We start from the raw sequence: 17,101 nt of genomic DNA on the forward strand, positions 1-17,101 counted from the left end.
GCCCGATGGACCAGACGACCCCCGCCCCAGTCCCAGAGCCGACGGACGAGCAGGTCGGGCCGGCCTCGCCGTCAGCCGGAGCGCGTGCGTCAGAGAAGGTCCAGGTCGACTCCGGACGCACGGTCTCGGACGAGCCCTCTGCTGTCGACGCCCCTCGTGCCTCCCGTCGGATGAGCAATGCCCGCCTCGCCGGCTGGTTCGTCGTCGTCGCGCTCTTCGCGCTCGCGGTCCTCCAGTACCTGCTCCCCGCCCTGCGCCTCGTGCAGCTCGCGACCCGCGACGCCGTCGCCTTCTTCGAGGTGGCCGGCTCTGTCGGTGGCGCCAACTTCTCGGCAGTCCTCGACGACGACGAGTTCCGTGCGTCGGTCGGACGCGCCCTCGGCTACTCGATCGTCCCGCTCGCCGCGGCCCTCGTGCTCGGACCGCTCGTCGCGTCGGTGGCGTCGCGGGCCGGGCGCGCCACCCGCCTGGTGAGCCGCGGGCTGCTTGCCGTACCGCTCTTCTGCTTCAGCCCGGTGGCCTACTACGTCGCGCAGTGGGGGACGCAGCGCGGTGGCGGCTCGGCCGAGACGCTCCGCCGTGCGCAGGAGGTCGGCGGCTCGCAGGCCGAGCTCGTGGTCATCGCCGGGTTGTCTGTCGTCGGGCTCGTCGGGGCGCTCTCGGCAACCCTGTACCTCGCCGCGATGCGTCGGTCTGCGGTCTCGCGTGCTGGTTGGGCGGCCTCGGGTGTCGTGACCGCGGTGGTCGTGCTCGCCGTGACGACGCTGAGCCTCATGGTCACGACGGTCCCGCTGCTGCTCACCGCGGACCTCGCAGACCGTGGCACCACCACACCCGGCATGCTCGTCTACGAGTGGGTGTTCTTGCGCTACGACCTGCCGACGGGCAGCGCTGCCCTCGCGCTGCTGCTCGTGCCGACGGTGCTCGTCGGCGTGCTGCTCGTGGCTCTGGTGCTCGCCACGCGGCTCCGGGTGGAGATCGTGCCGCGGGACGCGGGTGCGGGAGGGGTCAGGCTGCTCGGCCGTCTGCGTCGCAGAGGAGCCGGCGCGGGGTCGGCTGCGGCTGCGACCGGGGCCGGAGCGCAGCCGGCAGCGAGCGCCGGCCGTGCGTCTGGCGCCGGGGACGGTACGGAGTCGCGGACGACCGTCGCCTCGGTGCTCTCGGTCGTCCTCGTCTCTGCACTCGCCATCGCCTCGGTCGTCGTGTCGTGGCCGTGGCTGCAGGGGATCCTCGAGACCGAGGTCGCACCGTCGATCGACTCGACGACGCTCCAGATCACCACGTGGTTGTCCTCTGCGCTGACCGGTCTGATCGTCGTGGTTCTCGCCGTCGTCGGCGGCTTCGGCATCGGATACCTGCGGCCCGCCGGGCGCCGCAGCGAGTGGTTGCTGCTGGCCTTCTCGCCGTTCCTGCTGGTCGGCACGACGTCGTTGCTGCCCGCGCTGTTCGAGGCTGGTGCTGACGAGGGCACGCTCGGGACCCTTCGTGGTCTCGTGACGCCGCTGTGGGTCAGCGTCCCGCTCCTCGTGCTCTTCACGCTCGTCTTCGCCGACCTGCGGCGCAGCCGGGACGCGGGTGTCGAAGGGGCTGTCCGCTCTGCCGTCGCGCCGGTCCTCGGTCTGGTCGGTCTCAGCGGTCTCGTCGTGGCGTGGGTCCACGGTCAGCAGTACCTCTGGCCGCTCGTCGTCTCCTACGGCTCCGACACCTCGGCCCCGATGCTCGTCCGTGCCGCCGCGACCCCGGCGCAGGAGCTCGCCCCCGTGCCCTTCGGGCTCGTCGCGCCGCTCGGGGTGCTGGTGCCGTGCGTGGTGCTCGGCGCCCTGTGTCTGGTGGCTACAGACCGGCTCGCGCTGCGCGCGGGCCGGGCAGACCAACCAGCCTGACCCCGGTCGTCCGCGAGGTCGTACGACCTGGGCGCGGACGGTGCGACCTGGGGCAGGCGGTGCGACCTGGCGTCGGGGCGGCCGGCTTCTGTCCGGGGTGCGGCCTCGGAGGATCGTCCGTTCGTAGCCCCATCCGGCGGTACAGGGTTCCGTGAATACATCACTGTCTGTACAGTCGTCGCATGGAGACCGTCACCCTCAACCACACTGCCGCGCTCGCGCGTCTCGGGCACGCGCTGTCCGACGAGACGCGCGCCAGGATCCTGCTCGTCCTGCGTGAGGGCCCCGCGTACCCGGGGGACATGGCCGAGGCCCTCGGCGTCTCGCGGCAGGTCATGTCCAACCAGCTCGCATGCTTGCGCGGCTGCGGTCTCGTCCAGGGTGAGCCTGACGGTCGCCGGACCCGTTACACCCTGACCGACGCGCACCTCGGCCCCGCGCTCGGCGACCTCCTCGAGCTGGTGCTGCGCGTCGACCCAGCGTGCTGCTCCGACGAGGGGTGCACCTGCTCGTGAGCGCCGACGTGCGCACGGCGCCTGCTCCGCTGACGGCTGCCCGACGCAGCGTCCTCGAACGCCGCGTCCGCTGGGTCGTGGCTGTCACCATCACCTACAACGTCGTCGAGGCTGTCGTCGCGATCTCGGCAGGCACCGTCGCGGGGTCGGCGGCCCTGGTCGGGTTCGGGCTCGACTCGATCGTCGAGGTGCTCTCCGCCGCTGCCGTCGCCTGGCAGTTCAGCGCCCCCGACCCGGAGACCCGTGAGCGCGTCGCGCTGCGGGTGGTGGCCCTGTCCTTCTTCGGCCTCGCGCTCTTCGTGTCGGTCGACTCGGTCCGCAGCCTGCTCGGCGGGAGCGACCCCGACCACTCGACCGCCGGCATCGTCCTCGCGGCAGTCAGCCTCGCGGTCATGCCCTTCCTCTCGTGGTTCGAGCGCCGCACAGGTCGCGAGCTCGGCTCCGCCACCGCCGTCGCCGACTCCCAGCAGACCCTGCTCTGCACCTATCTCTCGGCTGTGCTGCTCGTCGGGCTGCTGCTCAACTCGCTGCTCGGCTGGTCCTGGGCCGACCCGGTCGCGGCGCTGGTCATCGCGGCCATCGCCGTCCGTGAGGGCCTCCAGGCATGGCGCGGCGACGGGTGCTGCGCGCCTGGAGCGGCGCTGCACGGGTGCGAGACCGCAGCGCCGGGTGAGGACAGGTCGGAGGCGACCGCGCGTCCGCAGAGCCTGCTCGCCGCCCAGGCCGGCGTGCTCCCCGTCGGGCTCGTGGACGACGTCACCCGAGACGGCTCCGTGACGAGAGCGCGCGATGCCGACGACGGGTGCTCCTGCTGCGGCGGAGCGTAGCCCGGGTGCGGGGCGGCTGCCCCGATCGCCGCACAGCCTGCCGTCCCTGACCGGCCGTCACCGCTCCCGCGCGCCCGTCAGTACGGTCGCTCGCCATGCGACCTCTTGCTCTCGACGTCGTCGAGCTCACTCGTCGAGCGAGAGGTCCTTGCGGTTGCTCGCCACCCGCGCGCGGAACAGCACGATCACCACGACGACCCCGATGGCAGGCGTAAGCCGACCCACGATCGCAGGGGACAGTGCGCTGATCCCCGCGGCGACGGCGAGCACTGTGAGGGCGGTCGGGAAGGTCCGGACCACGGCGTCGCGCACCGCTCGCTGCTCCGTCCGGTACACCGCACTCTCCTCGCCAGCAGGGGGTGCGGCCCAGAGCGACTCTCGGACCCCCGCGACGAAGGCCGAGAGGAGGCTGAGGACGACGCCGATCACAGCGCCCCACGCCGCCCCGACGAGGGCGTTCGGCGGTGGGTCGGTCTGGCTCCATGCTGGCAGACCCAAGATCCACCCGACGATGGTCATGACGGGGACCGCGACGATGGCTGTGGAGAGGGCTCGGCGCAGGTCACGACTGGTCATGGCTGAATGATACGAGCGGCGTGCGGAGAGGACGTGGAGGCCGCCCACCCGTGCCGTGGAGCCCCGGTAGGGCCGGCCGGAGCAGGTTGGCTCAGCTGGGCGGTGTGACGAGAGGCATGTCGATCTGCTGGGCCGCGCTCACACCCGGTCCTCGCGGATCTTTTCCAGGACGTTGCGTGTCGGCCGGCTCCCGGGAGCCGCCGGAGGGATGGAGGGCATCGTCGGTGGAGTGACATGCCCCTCGGCAACTAGGGTTTCGAACGAGTCCTGCGTATCGGTCATCCAATGACAATACGTCTAATATCCGCGACGACGGCCTGGTCGCCTTGTTGCGGGTGTGGGCTGCGTTCCGAGCGACCACTCGACATCTTGGGCTGCAGTCAGAGGACTGGCCGTTGACGCGCACCGCTCGGGGTCGGCCGACAGTCGACCGGCCCCGAGCCATCTCGAATCAGATCCGCAGCCCGTGCCCGGCCTCGAACACAGCATCCGCAGTGTCGGACGCGACATCCGGGCGCGACGCCGCGACGGCCTCCATCGAGCGGGGCAGCTGAAACGGCAGGCGTCCCTCGGGCGCGACCTCGCCCGTGAGTGCTGCGACGAGCGCAGGGTCGGACGTGCCGTAGGTCCCGACGATCGCCGTCGCGACGTCCACGAGCGGCGTGAGGATCGCCGGCCGGTCCAGCATGACGTCGAGAACGACGGGCACCTGTGCGGCGAGCGCCGTGATCTCAGCGACGGTCTCGGCGGAGAAGTCGAGCGACCCCTGGTGGAAGTACGCCTCGAGGAACATCGAGTCGCGGTGCTCCCACGGGGCGTTGACGCGCACGACGGCGACGTCGGCCTCGGCCGGGTCGGTCACGACTGTCCCGAGACGGGCGGCCTCCTCGGCGGACATGCCCATGACGTAGACGCGCCGGTCACCGCCGAGCGGCAGGACCGGACGGCCGTCGACGTCACCGTTCTTGAGCACGGTGACCGAGCGGCTCTGTGCGGACAGGCCGGCGGCGACGAGGTCGGCGCGGCCGACGATCGCCTCAGCGGCGTCTTCGTCGACGTAGGGGTCGTCGAAGAGCCCGAGCTCGAACTTCACGCGGAGCAGGCGGCGCACGGAGGCGTCGATGCGGTCTTCGGTGACACGTCCCTCGCGGACCAGCTGGACCAGCAGGTCGGGGCACTCTTCGCCGCCGAACTGGTCGCAGCCCGCGTGGATGATCTTCTCCATGCGCCCCGGTGCGTCGAGGTGCTCGACACCCCACGCGCGGGCCGGGAGGACCTGCCCCGTTGCGACCTTGTTGTCGTTGACGAGCTCCCAGTCGGTGACGACCACCCCGTCGAAGCCCATCTTCTCGCGGAGCAGGCCGGTGACGATCTGCTTGTTGTAGCCGAAGCCGACCTCTTCGATCTGCTCGCCGTCGACGACGAGGTCGACCGGCATGCCGTAGTACGGCATCATCGCCGAGGTCTTGTGCTCGAGGGCGACCTTGAAGGGGGCGAGGTGCTCCTCGAAGGTCCCGCCCGTGTAGACCTGCTCGCGGCCGTAGGGGAAGTGCGCGTCCTCGCCGTCCTTCTGCGGTCCGCCGCCCGGGAAGTGCTTGGTGGTGCAGGCGACCGACTCGGCGGTCAGCTCTCCGCCGGGTCCCTGGAACCCGTCGAGATGCGCGGCCGTGAAGTCGCTGACGAGCTGGGACGTCTCACCGAAGGTGTTGAGCTGGCGGGCCCAGCGAGGCTCCGTCGCGAGGTCGACGCAGGGGTGCAGCGCAGCGCGGATACCCACGGACAGGTACTCCTGGCGGGCGGCGTCGGCGAACTCGCGGACGAGCTCGGCGTCGCCGATCGCCGCGAGGCCGAGGGAGTCGGGCCACTGCGAGAAGAACCCGGCTGCGAAGGACGCCCCGGTGTTCTCGTGGAAGGCGTGCCGCGGGTCGGTCGAGACCGTCACGGGGATGCCGAGGCGTGTCTGCTCGGCGAGGGCCTGCAGGTTGTTGTGCCAGCGGGCCGCGAGGCGCCCCTCGGGCAGCACGTGCACGTTGAAGTGGTTGAGCAGCTTCTCCTGGACGACCACCGTCGTCGGGGACTTGCTGATCGCACCGGTCTGCTCGACGAGGGAGCCGTCCGGGCTCGTCTCGATGACGGTCTGGAACATCAGACCGGCCTTCTCCTCGAGCGTCATCCGGCCGAGGAGGTCGTCGACCCGGGCCTCGACGGGCTCGCGCGGGTCCTCGAAGGGCGCCATGACGCCGTCCTTGTCGAGGTCGCGGAAGACTGTCCCGTCGGGGGCGGTCAGGGTGGTCAGGGGAGTGGGCACGTCAGGTCCTTCGGTCCGAGGGGTCGCCGGGGCCGCAGTGGGAGCGGAGACGGCGCGGAGGTCTGATGTAAGCGTATACATGTCCGGCTTGCGGTGGTGCTCCGGGACCGGACCGCCATCAGGGAGACTGGGAGCAGCAACCATCGTCAACATGAGGAGTCCGTCATGCCCCAGGGAACCGTCCGCTGGTTCGACGCCGAGCGAGGGTTCGGCTTCCTAGCCCTCGACGACGCCGAGGACCTGTTCGTGCACGCGTCTGAGATCGTCGGCAACGACGACGGGACGCAGTCGCTCCGCGAGGGGCAGTCCGTCGAGTTCGAGATCGGCGAAGGCGACCGTGGCCCGCAGGCCCGTAGCGTCAAGATCACCGGTGACGTCGCCGTCGACGCGGCCCTGGGTCAGCTCGGCACCGTCACCTGGTACGAGCCGGCCAAGGGCTACGGCTTCGTCACGCCCGACGGCGGAGGTGCCGAGATCTTCGCGCACAGCTCGGCGATCGTCGGCGGGGGTGTGATCGCCGAGGGGCAGCGGGTCGCGTTCCTCGTCGTCGAGGGCGAGAAGGGGCCGCAGGCGGACCACCTCCTGCCGCTCGGCGCCCAGGCCGCCAGCGCGCAGGCTGCGGGCCCCAGCGGCGCTGACGGCGCTGACGGCACCGTGAGCTGGTACGACGCGGGCAAGGGCTTCGGCTTCGTCACCCTCGACTCCGGCGAGCCGGACGCCTTCGTCCACGCCCGGTCGCTCGCCGGTGGTGCCACCGAGCTGGTCGAGGGCGAGCGCGTGAGCTTCAGCGTCGTCCCCGGCGACCGTGGTCCGCAGGCCCAGGACGTCCGGGTCGTGGGCGGGACCGGCCGAGGTGCGCGCAGCGCCCCGGGCCGCGACTCGTCACGGCGTCCGGAGGCGTCTCGCACCCCGGCGCGCGGCGGCGAGGGGGTCGTGGCGCGCTACGACGCGGACCGCGGGTTCGGCTTCATCACGCCAGACTCCGGCGGCCCCGACCTCTTCGTGCACGTCTCGGTCGTGCGGGACGGCCAGGAGCTGTACGAGGGTGACAGGGTCCGTTTCCAGGTGCGGCAGAGTGACCGCGGGCCGCAGGCGGACCGGGTCGACCTGGCCTGAGCGAGGCCCGACGTCCTGACCGTGCCCGGGCCGCGACGAGCGGGCTGGGCCGGCCTGGGCGCGGCGGTGATCCCGCCGCGCCCAGTCGGGCGACCACTCCGCGCGCAGCGTCGGAGCCGCGCCAGCGCGCGGTGGGAATACGATCGAGCGATCCAAGGTTGAGCCAAGCAGACTCAAGTTTGACCCCGACGGCTTGCTCTCCGATCGAGCCGGGTGCAGACTTGAGTGGAACAGACTCAATCAGCTCGTCGGACGGGCGACGCAGGTGCACCAGCACCGCGACCCGGCCGCCGCTCGGAAGGAAGGCATCACCCATGGCACGTGCAGTCGGCATCGACCTCGGTACCACCAACTCCGTCGTCTCAGTCCTCGAAGGTGGCGAGCCCACAGTCATCGCGAACGCCGAGGGCGCTCGCACCACCCCCTCCGTCGTCGCGTTCTCCAAGACCGGCGAGGTCCTCGTCGGCGAGATCGCCAAGCGTCAGGCCGTCACCAACGTCGACCGCACCATCGCGTCGGTCAAGCGCCACATGGGCACCGACTGGTCGGTCGAGATCGACGACAAGAAGTACTCGGCGCAGGAGCTCTCCGCGCGCATCCTCGGTAAGCTGAAGCGTGACGCCGAGGAGTACCTGGGCGAGCCGGTGACCGACGCCGTCATCACCGTCCCCGCGTACTTCAACGACGCCGAGCGCCAGGCCACCAAGGACGCCGGCCAGATCGCGGGCCTCAACGTCCTGCGCATCGTCAACGAGCCCACCGCGGCTGCTCTCGCCTACGGGCTCGAGAAGGGCAAGGAGGACGAGCTCATCCTCGTCTTCGACCTCGGTGGTGGAACCTTCGACGTCTCCCTCCTCGAGGTGGGCAAGGACGAGGACGAGTTCTCGACCATCCAGGTCCGCGCGACCTCCGGTGACAACCGCCTCGGTGGTGACGACTGGGACAGCCGGATCGTCGAGCACCTCATCAAGGAGGTCAAGAACTCCTCGGGTGTCGACCTGTCCAAGGACAAGATCGCCCTCCAGCGTCTGCGCGAGGCTGCTGAGCAGGCCAAGAAGGAGCTCTCCTCGGCCACCAGCACCAACATCTCGATGCAGTACCTCTCGATGAGCGAGAACGGCCCCATCCACCTGGACTCCAAGCTCACGCGTGCGCAGTTCCAGCAGATGACCCAGGACCTCCTCGACCGGACGAAGGCACCGTTCCACGCCGTCATCCGCGACGCAGGCGTCTCCATCAGCGACATCGACCACATCGTCCTCGTCGGTGGCTCGACCCGCATGCCCGCGGTGACGGACGTCGTCAAGGAGCTCACCGGTGGCAAGGAGCCCAACAAGGGCGTCAACCCGGACGAGGTCGTCGCCGTCGGTGCTGCCCTCCAGGCTGGAGTCATCAAGGGTGAGCGCAAGGACATCCTGCTCATCGACGTCACCCCGCTGTCTCTCGGCATCGAGACCAAGGGCGGCGTGATGACCAAGCTCATCGAGCGCAACACGGCCATCCCGACCAAGCGCTCCGAGATCTTCTCGACCGCCGAGGACAACCAGCCCTCCGTCCTCATCCAGGTGTTCCAGGGTGAGCGCGAGTTCGCCCGCGACAACAAGCCGCTGGGCACCTTCGAGCTCACAGGCATCGCTCCCGCGCCGCGCGGCGTGCCGCAGGTCGAGGTCGCCTTCGACATCGACGCCAACGGCATCGTCCACGTGTCCGCCAAGGACCGCGGCACGAACAAGGAGCAGTCGATGACGATCACCGGTGGCTCCGCGCTGCCGAAGGAAGACATCGACCGCATGGTCCGCGAGGCCGAGGAGCACGCAGCCGAGGACAAGGCGCGCCGCGAGGAGGCCGAGACCCGCAACCAGGCCGAGTCCTTCGCGTACTCGACGGAGAAGCTCCTCAAGGAGAACGAGGACAAGCTCCCGGAAGAGGTCCGCACCGAGGTCCAGACTGCTGTCGACGAGGTGAAGACGGCGCTCGAGGGCACCGACATCGCTGAGATCAAGGCCAAGCAGGAGAACCTCAACACCGTGGCGCAGAAGATCGGCGAGGCGCTCTACGCCCAGCAGGCCGAGGCCGGCGAGGGCGCACCGGCCGACGCCGACGCGTCGTCGACCTCCTCTGACGAGGACGTCGTGGACGCCGAGATCGTCGACGACGAGGACGACAAGAAGTGACCAGCCACGAGGGCACGGGCGCCGAGAACACGCCCGAAGGCAACGACCCCCTGGAAGGTCTCGACTTCGAGCCCTCCGCCGAGGCCTTCGACGTCGACGCAGCACCCGCACCCGCGGCCGAGCTCACGGAGCTCGAGAAGGCGCAGGCCGAGTCGGCCGACCGCCTCTCGGACCTCCAGCGGCTCAACGCGGAGTACGTGAACTTCTCCAAGCGCGCCAAGCGCGAGCAGGAGGCGGCACGTGCACGGGGCATCGAGGAGCTGCTCGTCGGGCTGCTCCCCGTCCTCGACGACGTCTCGCGGGCCCGCCAGGCGGGAGACCTCACAGGTCCCTTCGAGTCGATCGCGGACAAGCTCGTCGCGACGCTCACCCGCTTCGGTGTCGAGCAGTACGGGGAGGTGGGGGAGGAGTTCGACCCCGCCGTCCACGAGGCGCTCATGCACCAGACCTCGCCCGACGCGCAGACCACCACGGTCCAGCACGTCGTCGAGGTCGGGTACCGCATCGGCGACCGCGTCGTGCGAGCCGCACGCGTGGCCGTCGTCGGCCCCGAGGCCTGACGCACCGCTGATCCCGGGTCTGGTCGCCACCGCGACCAGACCCGGGATCCGGCCGTGGCCCGCCGACCGCGGGCACGGCTCGCCGGCCCACGCCGGCCCACATCTTTCAGACAGCATTCACGAGTGAGCACACAGGCGTCGCTCACGTCACGAGGAGAGGAGACGCCTTGACCGGTCAGGACTGGATCGAGAAAGACTTCTACGCCGCGCTCGGCGTCTCGAAGGACGCCGACGACGCGTCCATCAAGAAGGCGTACCGCAAGCTGGCGCGCCAGCACCACCCGGACCAGAACGCCGGCGACCCGAAGGCCGAGACGAAGTTCAAGGAGATCGGCGAGGCGTACTCCGTGCTCTCCGACCCCGAGCAGCGTCAGCAGTACGACGCCGTGCGCGCCATGGCCGGCGGCGGAGCCAGGTTCTCCGCAGGCTCGGGTGGTCGCGGCTCGGCAGGCTTCGAAGACGTCTTCGGCGGCATGTTCGGCGGCGGTGGTGGCGGCCGCCAGCAGTACTCGACCGGCGGTGGCGGCATGCCCGACGGCTTCGACGACATCCTCAGCTCGATGTTCGGCGGCGGCGCCGCGCAGGGCGGGTTCCGCCCTCAGGCGCGGGCCCAGGCCGGGCAGGACCTCACGACGGCTGCGACCTTGCCCTTCCGCGAGGCCGTCGAGGGCTGCACGGTGACGCTCTCGGTCGACGGGCGCCAGATGACCGCGCGCATCCCGGCCGGGGTGCGCGACGGCCAGAAGATCCGCCTGCGCGGCAAGGGCCGTCCGGGCACCGGCGGAGGACCCGCCGGCGACCTCGTGGTCGCCGTGACGGTGACCCCGCACCCGGTGTTCAGCATCGACGGGCACAACCTGCGGATCACCGTGCCGATCACCTTCCCCGAGGCCGCGCTCGGCACCCAGCTCGAGGTGCCGACCCTCGACGGCTCGACCGTCAAGGTCAAGGTGGCCGAGGGCACCCCGTCCGGGCGCGTGCTGCGCGTCAAGGGCCGTGGCGTCAAGACCGCGAAGCAGACGGGCGACCTGCTGGTCACCGTCCAGGTCGCGGTCCCGCAGAAGCTCTCCAAGGCAGCCCGCGAGGCGGTCGAGGCCTTCGCCGCCGCCACGGGCGGTGAGAACGTCCGGGAAGACCTCCTGGCTCGAGCGAAGGAGTAGACGATGGCGCACCGTGGGACGAGCGACCCGGCGCCCCGGGACGACGAGCCTCTCTTCGTCATCTCGCGGGCTGCCGAGCTCGCCGGCATGCACCCGCAGACCTTGCGGCAGTACGACAGGCTCGGCATCGTCTCGCCCCGGCGCTCGCCCGGGCGCGGTCGTCGGTACTCCCGGCGCGACATCCACCAGCTGGTCGAGGTCCAGCGGCTCAGCCAGGACGAGGGCATCAACCTCGCCGGCATCAAGCGCATCCTCGACCTCGAGACGCAGGTCCGCGAGCTCGAGCATCGCGTCGAGCTGCTGGCGGCCGCCGCAGACCCGGGGTCGCGCATCTTCACGGCTGCGTCCTCGGGCGACGTCGTCGCCGTCCGCGGCGGACGCCGGTTGCGCAGGGTCGGCTGGCGACGCGGCACCGAGACCGTCGTCGACGCCGACGACCGCGCCGCCCTCGTCCTCTGGCGCCCCCAGCGCTGACGCCGCGGTGGCGTCGCCGAAGCGCTGGGCGTGGCGGTGACCCGGATCGCTGATCACGCCCCCGCACGTCTCCGCGGCGGCGCAGGCGCGGCGAACTCTGCGAGATCGTGAGTTTGGAGCGAGATCGATCCTTCTCCAGCCCGATCTCGCTCCGAAGTCACGATCTCGACGGTCGCCCACCGCAGGCTGGCAGAGGGCAGAGGGCAGAGGGCAGAGGGCAGAGGGCAGAGGGCAGAGGTCAGGGGGTCGGGCTGTCGGCCAGTGCGTTCTGGACGGCGTCGTCGGGTGGGCCGAGGAGCGGCTGACGGTCGGTGACCAGGTCGACGACGGTCTTCATGGCAGCGAGCTGGTCGCGCACGGTGGTCTTGGCCCAGGTCGTCCGTCGGGACTTGACCGTGGTGTCGCCGACCCCGACAGCCTCGATCCCCACGGAGCGGCAGGTCGTCACCGCGCGGGCGAGGTGGAAGCTCTGCGTGACGACGGTGAGCTCACGCACCCCGTAGACCTCGTCGGCGCGCACGCACGAGTCGTAGGTGTCGAATCCCGCGGGGTCCTGGACGATCGCCGTCTCGGGGACACCCTGCTCGACGAGATACCTGCTCATCGCCGCAGGTTCGTCATGGTGGTCGGGGCGTCCGTCCCCGGTGACGAGGAGGACCTCGACCGAGCCTGCTGCGTAGAGCTCCGCGGCGAGGTCGAGACGCGCTCGCAAGAACTGCGACGGGGTGCCGTCCTCGTACACGCGGGCCCCGAAGACGAGGGCCACAGGTGTCGCGGGGACGTCGTCGGCCGTGTACATGTGGTCGGCGGCGCGTGCCTGCACGAACACCACGGGGCCAGCCACGGCGAGGACTGCGAGACCGGCGACGACGCCGAGGCAGACTCGTGCCCGTCGGCTCCGGAGGACCCCGACGACACCGCCGGACGAGGGGCGCGGAGGTCGGGGAGATGCCATGCCTCCATCGTAGGTGCGAGGTCGCGGTGCAGGTCGCCGTCCAGGTCGCGAGGGAGCCTGGGGTGTGCGGGGGAGGTGCGCAGGTCCCGTGCGCGGACGTGGGTCGGACGCCGCCCGGGCCTGCCCCGGCGGACCACCAGGTCAGGCCGTTTAAGCAACAACAATGTGCGCTATTCACGGGAGAAATAGCACCAGGTAAGTAAGTCCTTGCTTGCTATACAGCATTTCTCGAGCGGTCTACGGTGGTCGAGAAAGCACGTCAGAACCCCCACGTGCCACCGAGAGCATCGTCATCACAGCTGGAGGAATCATGAGTGCACTTCTCGATCTGCCCCACGTCAGCGAGTGTTCCGTCGCGTCGTGCGGATACAACCACGACGGCTGCCACGCCGGTGCCGTGACCGTCGCCGGTCACGCCGGTGCCGCCGAGTGCGTCACCTTCATCCCGCTGAGCGCCAAGGGCGGCCTCGACAAGGTCGTCGGCCAGGTCGGTGCCTGCCAGCGCTCCGAGTGCGTGCACAACGTCGCGCTCGAGTGCTCGGCCTCCTCGATCCGCATCGGTGCGGGCGCCTCGACGGACGACCTCGCGGACTGCCTCACCTACACAGCACGCTGACCCCACCGAGGTCCTCGAACCTGCGCAGTCTCACGACGAGCGCACCTGCTGGGACCCGCAGCGCGCCAGCGTCCTGAACCTCTCGCCGGGCTCGGACGCGTCGGCCCCCACCCGCGCGCAGCGACACAGCACCGACAGCCGGTCCACCTCTGGTGGGCCGGCTGTCTGCGTCTGGGAGCCGGTCGCGAGGGATGGACGGCCTAGGGGTGACCTGAGCACGGCTGCACCCCTCGGGGCAGCCTCACCCCGCCTGGCGGACCTGGACGACCGAGACCTCTGCGGACGGCTCGAACCTGTACCCCGCCCCGCGGACAGTGAGGATCTCGAGCTGCAGACCGAGCTTGTCGCGCAGCCGTCGGACGTGGACGTCGATCGTGCGAGACCCCGGCTCGGTCGCGCGGGACTGCCAGACCGAGGCGAACAGCTCGCTGCGCGGCACCACGCGTCCTGCGGAGGTGACGAGATAGGCGAGCAGCTCGAACTCTTTGTAGGTCAGCCGCTGCTCGACCCCGTGCACCGAGACCCGACGCGAGGGCAGGTCGATCGACAGCCGAGGCGTGGTGTCGGCAGGCTGGACCGCGTCGGACCCGGCTGCGGCAGGCCGGACCGCGTCGTGCCCGGATCCGGACGCCGGTGCCCTGTCCTGCACCGCAGGTGTGCGCTCGACGAGCTGGAGGTGGGCGAGCCTGTCGCGGAGCGCACCGAGCTCTCCTGCCCGCCCGCCGCCCCTGCCTCCGGACGTCTCACCGAGCGAGAGTGCCGTGAAGGTCTCGGCCGTGGGCAACAGCTCGCGGGCGAGCTCGCCGAGAGCCTCGGCCAGCTCGACGATCTCTGCCGTGCGCTGGTCGCGTCCGTCCGGGTCGACCCCGACCCACAGGACGAAGCCCTGCTGTGGTCGTGGCGCCCCGGCGTCGCCTCGAGTGGTGTCCTGCGCGGTGGACGTCGATGTCGGGGTACGTGTGACTGAGGATGCTGCGAGCTCTGCGGTCGCTGTCATGGCTGTCTCCGGGTGTGCGGGTCCTGCACCTGTGGCAGGAAGGATCGGTCCTGGGCTCGGGGAGAGGTCAGGACCGACAGCACGCACGGCCGCACGCGGGGACGACGACCAGCACCTGCGAGGTGCGGTCGACGGTCGGGCGTGGGCTGGTCACCCGCGAAGACTCTCAGACCGCACGGAGATCGACCAGCCCCATCCCTGGAAGTCTCACCTGTCGGACCGAGCGGCAGCCGGAGGGTGGGACGCCCGGCTCCCGGCTCCCGGCTCCCGGCTCCCGGCTCCCGGCTCCCGACAGCGCAGTGAATAGCAGACCACCGGATCACCAGACAACGGTGGGACGGCACGGCGAGGCGACCGGCGGGAGTCAGGGAGGCTGCTCCAGGCCGGGGGAGAGACAGCGACGGGCCGCACCCCCCGCGAGGGTGCGGCCCGTCGTCGTGTGCTGGGACCGGGACGGTCAGTCGACCACGCCGTAGAGGCGGTCGCCCGCGTCGCCGAGGCCCGGGATGATGTAGGCGTTCTCGTCGAGACGCTCGTCGACGGCAGCGACGACCACCTTGACGTCTCCGCGGTCTCCGACGGCCTTCTCGAGGATCTCGAGGCCTTCGGGTGCGGCCAGCAGGCACACGGCCGTGACGTCGCGCGCCCCGCGGTCGAAGAGGAAGTCGATCGCCGCGACGAGCGTGCCGCCGGTCGCGAGCATCGGGTCGAGGAGGAAGCACTGACGACCGGTGAGGTCGTCCGGGAGGCGGTTCGCGTAGGTGACGGCCTCGAGGGTCTCCTCGTTGCGCTGCATCCCCAGGAACCCGACCTCGGCTGTCGGCAGCAGGCGGGTCATGCCGTCGAGCATGCCCAGCCCGGCACGCAGGATCGGGACGACGAGGGGACGCGGGTCCGCGATCCTCGTGCCGACGGTCTCTGCGACGGGGGTGCTGATCGTGTGCGGCTCGGTGGCGACCTCGCGGGTGGCCTCGTAGGCCAGCAGGGTGACGAGCTCGTCGACGAGGAGGCGGAACGTCGGGGACGCCGTCTCCTTGTTACGGAGGACGGTGAGTTTGTGGGCCACGAGAGGGTGGTCGGCGACGTGCAAGCGCATGGTGACAACCTACAGCGTCGCTCGACCGGCTGCGTGCGACCTCGGACCCGGATCCGCTAGGCGACCGGTCGGGCACGCCTGGCGGGCACGCCTGAGCTGAGCGGCAGCAGCACCCGGGAGGTGCCGTGGTCGGGAGGCAGCAGCGCCCTGACAGCGACGGCCCGTCGGGCTCGTGGCGCCCAGGCCGAGCCCCGGTAGGCTCGCCGCCATGACCTCCCGCACGCCGTCTCGCTCGGTGCCCCGCCCTGAGCTGGACCGGCTGATGGGGCTGGCGATCGTCGAGGCCCGCCTGGCCCTGCGCACAGGGGACGTCCCCGTCGGTGCCGTGGTCGTCGGGCCGGACGGGCAGGTCGTGGGCCGCGGGCACAACACCCGCGAGGCGACAGGTGACCCGACCGCTCACGCCGAGGTGCTCGCGCTGCGCGACGCGGCGCAGACCCTCGGCGAGTGGCGGCTCGCCGGCTGCACCCTCGTCGTGACGCTCGAGCCCTGCGCGATGTGCGCAGGGGCGACCATGCTGGCCCGCGTGCCCAGGCTCGTGCTCGGGGCGTGGGACGAGAAGGCCGGTGCCACAGGTTCGGTGTGGGACCTGGTCCGCGACCGTCGGAGCACGCACAGGGTCGAGGTGCTCGGCGGTGTCCGCGAGGGGGAGTGCGCGGCGCTGCTGCTCGACTTCTTCGCAGGGCACCGGCGTGACGACGCCTGGGGCGTCGGCGGAGACTAGCCGGGAAGCTCTGGTCGAGCAGTCCCGCTCGGGAAGCGAGAGACGAGGCCTAGTCGAGCAGCGCCTCGGCGAGCGCCTCGAGGGTCTGGGTCGCACCCGCGTCGATGGTGAGCGTCGCGAGCGGGTCGCCTCGCGTCTCGCCGCGGTTGACGATCACCACAGGCGTGCCTGCCTTCGCCGCGTGCTTGACGAACCTCAGGCCCGAGTGGACCGTCAAGGACGAGCCCGCGACCAGCAGCACGTCGGCCTCGTCGACGATCTCGAAGGCTCGTGCGACCCGCGCCTTGGGCACCATCTCGCCGAAGTACACGATGTCGGGCTTGAGGGTGCCGCCGCAGACCTCGCAGGCGACGGGGCGGAAGTGGGCCGTGGTCTCGATCACGGCGTCGGCGTCGGGAGCGATCTCGATGTCCGCGACGTCTCCGATCGACTCGACGAAGCCGGGGTTCGCCGCCTCGAGGCGCTCCGCGAGAGACTCGCGGGACACGACGTGCCCGCAGTCGAGGCAGACCACCCTGTCGAAGCTGCCGTGCAGGTCGACGACCGTCGTCGAGCCGGCGACGACGTGCAGGGTGTCCACGTTCTGCGTGATGATCCCGGTGAGCAGGCCCGCCTGCTCGAGACGGGTGAGCGCCCGGTGCCCGGCGTTGGGGCTGGTGCGCTCGACGTGCCGCCACCCGACGTGGTTGCGGGCCCAGTAGTGGCGCCGGAACGCCTCGTCGCCGATGAACTGCTGGTACGTCATCGGGTTGCGCGGGGGCGAGTCCGGGCCGCGGTAGTCGGGGATGCCGGAGTCGGTCGAGACGCCGGCGCCTGTCAGCACGGCGACCCGTCGGCCGCGGACCAGGTCGACGAGCGCGGCGAGGTCCTGCTCCGACGGGCCCGGGTGGTCACGGCGCGGCGACGGTCGGGACTGACGCTGCTCGGGCACCTCGCCCGGAGCCGAGCGCGGGCCACGACCACCTCCGGCCGGGGCTGGCATGGCGTCCTGCGGGAGCTCGGCGGCGTCGACGGCGCTCGAGGCGAGCGGCTGGTCTGCGAGGGAGGGGGATGAGGGTGTCTCGGGCTGTGCATGGTCCACCTCTCCAGGCTACGACCGCACGGCCCGTGCGGCCTCCGA

At 71.0% G+C, this 17,101-nt stretch carries 16 protein-coding genes; 10 read left to right on the top strand and 6 right to left on the bottom strand.

What is annotated here, in order from left to right:
• Positions 1–5 precede the first annotated feature (5 nt).
• The 3 genes from SANBI_RS02065 (at position 6) to SANBI_RS02075 (ending at position 3,225) form a co-directional block, all read left to right on the top strand.
• Complete coding sequence (locus SANBI_RS02065; protein WP_319158484.1) at positions 6–1,883, top strand: hypothetical protein; 1,878 nt, start codon at positions 6–8, stop codon at positions 1,881–1,883.
• Positions 1,884–2,065: 182 nt separating this feature from the next.
• Positions 2,066–2,398: an ArsR/SmtB family transcription factor gene (locus tag SANBI_RS02070; protein ID WP_319158486.1), complete on the top strand. Its 333-nt coding sequence runs from the start codon at positions 2,066–2,068 to the stop codon at positions 2,396–2,398.
• Between the two features lie 8 nt (positions 2,399–2,406).
• On the top strand, positions 2,407–3,225 hold the full coding sequence (locus tag SANBI_RS02075) for a cation transporter (RefSeq protein WP_408669752.1): 819 nt from the start codon (positions 2,407–2,409) through the stop codon (positions 3,223–3,225).
• A 126-nt stretch (positions 3,226–3,351) separates the two neighbouring features.
• Here the strand turns inward: SANBI_RS02075 and SANBI_RS02080 are convergent, their stop codons facing one another.
• Both SANBI_RS02080 and SANBI_RS02085 read right to left on the bottom strand, forming a co-directional pair.
• Positions 3,352–3,801 (bottom strand): hypothetical protein, encoded by a 450-nt coding sequence (locus SANBI_RS02080; RefSeq protein ID WP_319158488.1) that lies wholly within the window; start codon positions 3,799–3,801, stop codon positions 3,352–3,354.
• 451 nt (positions 3,802–4,252) lie between these two features.
• On the bottom strand, positions 4,253–6,109 hold the full coding sequence (locus SANBI_RS02085) for a glycoside hydrolase family 3 protein (RefSeq protein WP_319158490.1): 1,857 nt from the start codon (positions 6,107–6,109) through the stop codon (positions 4,253–4,255).
• Positions 6,110–6,274: 165 nt separating this feature from the next.
• On the opposite strand from SANBI_RS02085, the gene SANBI_RS02090 reads away from it, so the two are divergent.
• The 5 genes from SANBI_RS02090 (at position 6,275) to SANBI_RS02110 (ending at position 11,593) form a co-directional block, all read left to right on the top strand.
• The gene (locus SANBI_RS02090; RefSeq protein ID WP_319158492.1) at positions 6,275–7,225 is read left to right on the top strand and encodes a cold-shock protein; all 951 of its coding nucleotides are present in this window, start codon (positions 6,275–6,277) and stop codon (positions 7,223–7,225) included.
• Positions 7,226–7,539: 314 nt separating this feature from the next.
• Positions 7,540–9,399 (top strand): molecular chaperone DnaK, encoded by a 1,860-nt coding sequence (gene dnaK, locus SANBI_RS02095; protein ID WP_319158494.1) that lies wholly within the window; start codon positions 7,540–7,542, stop codon positions 9,397–9,399.
• Complete coding sequence (locus tag SANBI_RS02100) at positions 9,396–9,959, top strand: nucleotide exchange factor GrpE (RefSeq protein WP_056135707.1); 564 nt, start codon at positions 9,396–9,398, stop codon at positions 9,957–9,959. Before dnaK ends, SANBI_RS02100 begins: the two co-directional genes overlap by 4 nt.
• Before the next feature lie 167 nt (positions 9,960–10,126).
• A complete protein-coding gene (locus SANBI_RS02105) occupies positions 10,127–11,119 on the top strand; it encodes a DnaJ C-terminal domain-containing protein (protein WP_319158497.1) in 993 nt (330 codons plus the stop codon).
• Positions 11,120–11,122: 3 nt separating this feature from the next.
• A complete protein-coding gene (locus SANBI_RS02110; RefSeq protein ID WP_056135714.1) occupies positions 11,123–11,593 on the top strand; it encodes a heat shock protein transcriptional repressor HspR in 471 nt (156 codons plus the stop codon).
• Positions 11,594–11,831: 238 nt separating this feature from the next.
• On the opposite strand, the gene SANBI_RS02115 is transcribed toward SANBI_RS02110, so the two are convergent.
• Positions 11,832–12,548 carry a SanA/YdcF family protein gene (locus SANBI_RS02115; RefSeq protein ID WP_319158499.1) on the bottom strand — a complete coding sequence of 239 codons (717 nt, stop codon included), beginning with the start codon at positions 12,546–12,548 and terminating at the stop codon, positions 11,832–11,834.
• 310 nt (positions 12,549–12,858) lie between these two features.
• On the opposite strand from SANBI_RS02115, the gene SANBI_RS02120 reads away from it, so the two are divergent.
• Entirely contained in the window at positions 12,859–13,164 is a 306-nt protein-coding gene (locus tag SANBI_RS02120) for a DUF1540 domain-containing protein (protein WP_319158501.1), read from the top strand.
• Positions 13,165–13,405: 241 nt separating this feature from the next.
• Here the strand turns inward: SANBI_RS02120 and SANBI_RS02125 are convergent, their stop codons facing one another.
• Together SANBI_RS02125 and upp are read right to left on the bottom strand one after the other, a co-directional pair.
• Positions 13,406–14,161: a winged helix-turn-helix domain-containing protein gene (locus SANBI_RS02125; protein ID WP_319158503.1), complete on the bottom strand. Its 756-nt coding sequence runs from the start codon at positions 14,159–14,161 to the stop codon at positions 13,406–13,408.
• Between the two features lie 457 nt (positions 14,162–14,618).
• Positions 14,619–15,257, bottom strand: coding sequence for a uracil phosphoribosyltransferase (gene upp, locus SANBI_RS02130; protein WP_056135721.1), 639 nt, complete (start codon positions 15,255–15,257; stop codon positions 14,619–14,621).
• A gap of 208 nt (positions 15,258–15,465) precedes the next feature.
• Between upp and SANBI_RS02135 the strand changes: the two genes are divergently transcribed.
• The gene (locus SANBI_RS02135; RefSeq protein WP_408669730.1) at positions 15,466–15,981 is read left to right on the top strand and encodes a nucleoside deaminase; all 516 of its coding nucleotides are present in this window, start codon (positions 15,466–15,468) and stop codon (positions 15,979–15,981) included.
• 49 nt (positions 15,982–16,030) lie between these two features.
• Here SANBI_RS02135 and SANBI_RS02140 read toward each other — a convergent pair whose 3' ends face one another.
• Positions 16,031–16,963: an NAD-dependent protein deacetylase gene (locus SANBI_RS02140; RefSeq protein ID WP_408669753.1), complete on the bottom strand. Its 933-nt coding sequence runs from the start codon at positions 16,961–16,963 to the stop codon at positions 16,031–16,033.
• Positions 16,964–17,101: the final 138 nt, after the last annotated feature.

Source organism: Sanguibacter biliveldensis (assembly GCF_033798665.1).
Taxonomy (GTDB): domain Bacteria; phylum Actinomycetota; class Actinomycetes; order Actinomycetales; family Cellulomonadaceae; genus Sanguibacter; species Sanguibacter inulinus.

What these genes read in the sequence shown, in the direction of transcription:
- SANBI_RS02135 (WP_408669730.1), top strand. Translation starts at nt 15,466, where the DNA reads ATGACCTCCCGCACGCCGTCTCGCTCGGTGCCCCGCCCTGAGCTGGAC.
- SANBI_RS02080 (WP_319158488.1), bottom strand. Translation starts at nt 3,801, where the DNA reads ATGACCAGTCGTGACCTGCGCCGAGCCCTCTCCACAGCCATCGTCGCG.
- SANBI_RS02140 (WP_408669753.1), bottom strand. Translation starts at nt 16,963, where the DNA reads ATGCCAGCCCCGGCCGGAGGTGGTCGTGGCCCGCGCTCGGCTCCGGGC.
- SANBI_RS02090 (WP_319158492.1), top strand. Translation starts at nt 6,275, where the DNA reads ATGCCCCAGGGAACCGTCCGCTGGTTCGACGCCGAGCGAGGGTTCGGC.
- SANBI_RS02115 (WP_319158499.1), bottom strand. Translation starts at nt 12,548, where the DNA reads ATGGCATCTCCCCGACCTCCGCGCCCCTCGTCCGGCGGTGTCGTCGGG.
- dnaK (WP_319158494.1), top strand. Translation starts at nt 7,540, where the DNA reads ATGGCACGTGCAGTCGGCATCGACCTCGGTACCACCAACTCCGTCGTC.
- SANBI_RS02120 (WP_319158501.1), top strand. Translation starts at nt 12,859, where the DNA reads ATGAGTGCACTTCTCGATCTGCCCCACGTCAGCGAGTGTTCCGTCGCG.
- SANBI_RS02110 (WP_056135714.1), top strand. Translation starts at nt 11,123, where the DNA reads ATGGCGCACCGTGGGACGAGCGACCCGGCGCCCCGGGACGACGAGCCT.
- SANBI_RS02070 (WP_319158486.1), top strand. Translation starts at nt 2,066, where the DNA reads ATGGAGACCGTCACCCTCAACCACACTGCCGCGCTCGCGCGTCTCGGG.
- SANBI_RS02065 (WP_319158484.1), top strand. Translation starts at nt 6, where the DNA reads ATGGACCAGACGACCCCCGCCCCAGTCCCAGAGCCGACGGACGAGCAG.
- SANBI_RS02125 (WP_319158503.1), bottom strand. Translation starts at nt 14,161, where the DNA reads ATGACAGCGACCGCAGAGCTCGCAGCATCCTCAGTCACACGTACCCCG.
- upp (WP_056135721.1), bottom strand. Translation starts at nt 15,257, where the DNA reads ATGCGCTTGCACGTCGCCGACCACCCTCTCGTGGCCCACAAACTCACC.